General features: G+C 68.6%; 3 protein-coding genes. All 3 read left to right on the top strand.

Features of this window, described 5'->3' with window-relative positions; genetic code table 11:
* The coding region (locus ACLP25_RS30010; RefSeq protein WP_442472744.1) for a phosphoribosylformylglycinamidine cyclo-ligase at positions 1-645 on the top strand (645 nt) is incomplete at its 5' end.
* Complete coding sequence (purN, locus tag ACLP25_RS30005) at positions 642-1,241, top strand: phosphoribosylglycinamide formyltransferase (protein ID WP_442472743.1); 600 nt, start codon at positions 642-644, stop codon at positions 1,239-1,241. The genes ACLP25_RS30010 and purN, both read left to right, overlap by 4 nt.
* A 99-nt stretch (positions 1,242-1,340) precedes the next feature.
* The coding region (ppk1, locus tag ACLP25_RS30000) for a polyphosphate kinase 1 (protein ID WP_442472745.1) at positions 1,341-2,848 on the top strand (1,508 nt) is incomplete at its 3' end.

Here is a 2,848-nt window from a genome sequence, read left to right as displayed (position 1 = left end):
GGCGGCGAGACGGCGGAAATGCCGGGCCTTTACGCCGACGGCGACTTCGATCTCGCCGGCTTCGCCGTCGGCGCCGCCGAGCGGGGGACGCTGCTGCCGAGGAGCGGGCTCAAGGCCGGCGACGCCGTTTTCGGCCTGCCGTCGTCCGGCGTGCATTCGAACGGCTTCTCCCTGGTGCGGCGGATCGTCGCGGTATCGGGGCTCGAGTGGGACGCGCCGGCGCCTTTCGAGCCGTCGCGGACGCTCGCCGCGGCGCTCCTCACGCCGACCCGGCTTTATGTGCGGCCGCTCCTTCAGGTCCTCAAGCAGACCTCCGGCGTGCTGGCGCTCGCGCATATCACCGGCGGCGGCTATCCGGAGAATCTGCCGCGCGTGCTGCCCGAGGGACTGACGGTTGCGCTCGACCTCGCCGCCTTTGCGCCGCCGCCGGTTTTTTCCTGGTTCGCGGCCGTCGGCGCGGTCTCTGAGGCGGAAATGCTGAGGACGTTCAACTGCGGCTTCGGCATGGCGGCGTTCGCCGCGGCCGAGCGCGAAGACGAGGCGAGGGGCGCGCTCGAGCGCGCCGGCCTCAGCCCCATTCTGATCGGACGGCTCGAACAGTCCCGCGGACCGTGCGTCGAGACGCGGGGGCGGCTGGCTCTATGACCGGAAGAGTGCGGACGGGCGTGCTGATCTCGGGGCGCGGCTCGAACATGAGCGCCCTGATCGAGGCCGCGCGGAACAAGGATTTCCCGGCCGAAATTGCGCTCGTCCTGTCCGACAAGCCCCAAGCGGCCGGGATTAGGGCCGCGCAGCTGGCGGGCGTCGCCGCTCTGGGCCTCGACGCCAAGCGCTTCGCCGGCAAGCCGGAATTCGAGGCGGCGATGACCGTCGCGCTCGCCGCCGCCGAGGCGGAGCTTATCTGCCTCGCCGGCTTCATGCGCATTCTGAGCCCGGCCTTCGTCGAGCGGTGGCGCGGCCGGATCCTCAACATTCACCCGTCGCTGCTGCCCGACCTCAGGGGCCTTCAAACCCACGAGCGCGCGCTCGCTGAGGGGCGGGCCGAGCACGGCTGCACGGTCCACTTCGTCACCGCGGACCTCGACGCGGGGCCGATCGTCGCGCAGGCGCGCGTGCCTGTTTTGCCGGGGGACGACGCCGACAGGCTCGCCGCCCGCGTGCTGGTCGAGGAGCACCGGCTCTATCCGGAGGCGCTCGCCACGGTCGCGCGCGCGATACGCGCCGGGCGCGGGGCCGAGTGAGACCGCGCTTGGCGCGGCGGCCGATTCGATTCACAATCGAGTCCGTTTGAAGCTTGGAGATTTCCCGTGGCGCGGGCCGTTGCGACGAAAGCGATAGAGATGGATACGGTTGAGTCGGCGCCGGAAGAGGCGGCGCCCTCGCCCCTGATGGCCTCGCCGGAACGCTTCATCAACCGCGAGCTGTCCTGGCTCGAGTTCAACGGGCGCGTGCTGGAGGAGGCGGCGAACCCGCACCATCCCCTCCTGGAAAGACTGCGGTTCCTGTCGATTTCCGCCAACAACCTCGATGAGTTCTTCATGGTCCGCGTGGCGGGCTTGGTCGGGCAGGTTCTTACCGGCGTTGCGGAGATTTCGGAGGACGGCCTGACCCCGGCCGAGCAGCTCGAGCGCATCGGCGAGCGGGTCGCTGCTCTGGTCGCATCCCAGCAGGAGCGCTGGCGGGCGCTGCGCAGGGAGCTTGCGGCGAACGGCATCGTGATCCTCGACGTGGCCGATCTGACCCGCCGCGAGCGCGACTGGCTGCAGGAGCACTTTCTGCAGCATGTCTTCCCGATCCTGACGCCGCTCGCCGTGGATCCGGCGCACCCATTCCCGTTCATCCCGAACCTCGGGTTCACGCTGGCGCTGGAGCTTCTCAATCCGCAGGATGGGCGGACGATGAGCGCGCTCGTGCGCATTCCGAGCAGCGTCGAGCGCTTCGTGCGCCTGCCCGACAGCCCGCTCGGCGTGACCGCGCGCTACTTTTCCCTCGACCGGATGATCGTCGCCTTCATAGGGCTGCTCTTTCCCGGTTTCGAGGTCCTCGGCGAAGGCGCGTTCCGGGTCATTCGCGACAGCGACATCGAGGTCGAGGAGGAGGCTGAGGATCTCGTGCGCCTCTACGAGAGCGCGCTCAAGCGCCGCCGCCGCGGCTCGGTCATCCGGTTGGAGATCGAGGCCAGCATGCCCGAGCGGCTGCGCGCCTTCGTCGCGGGGGACGTCGACGTGGTGCCGTCCGGAATCGTGCGGATCGACGGCATGCTTGCGCTCAACGACCTGTCGCAACTCGTCGCCGTCGACCGGCCGGAGCTGAAGTTTCCACCCTACAACCCGAGGTTTCCCGAGCGGGTGAAGGAGCAAGCCGGCGACTGCTTCGCCGCCATCCGGCAGAAGGACCTGGTGGTTCATCACCCGTATGAATCCTTCGACGTCGTGGTTCAGTTCCTGAACCAGTCGGCGCGCGATCCCAATGTCGTGGCGATCAAGCAGACCCTCTATCGGACCTCCGCCGACAGCCCGATCGTGCGCGCGCTGGTCGAGGCGGCGGAATCGGGCAAGTCGGTGACGGCGCTGGTGGAGCTCAAGGCGCGCTTCGACGAGGAGGCCAACATCCGCTGGGCGCGCGATCTCGAGCGCGCCGGCGCGCAGGTCGTCTACGGCTTCATCGAGCTCAAGACCCACGCGAAACTATCGATGGTGGTGCGCCGCGAGGGCGGGACATTGGTCAATTACTGCCATCTGGGCACCGGGAACTACCATCCGGTGACCGCGAAGATCTACACCGACATTTCCCTTTTCACTGCGGAGCCGGCGATCGGCCGGGACGTGGCCCGTATCTTCAACTTCAT

Origin of the sequence: Roseiarcus sp., from assembly GCF_052145395.1 — a bacterium.
GTDB lineage: Bacteria > Pseudomonadota > Alphaproteobacteria > Rhizobiales > Beijerinckiaceae > Roseiarcus.
The sequence above is the reverse complement of the archived record's forward strand: the minus strand, read 5'-3'. Positions and strand labels throughout refer to the sequence as shown.

What these genes read in the sequence shown, in the direction of transcription:
- purN (WP_442472743.1), top strand. Translation starts at nt 642, where the DNA reads ATGACCGGAAGAGTGCGGACGGGCGTGCTGATCTCGGGGCGCGGCTCG.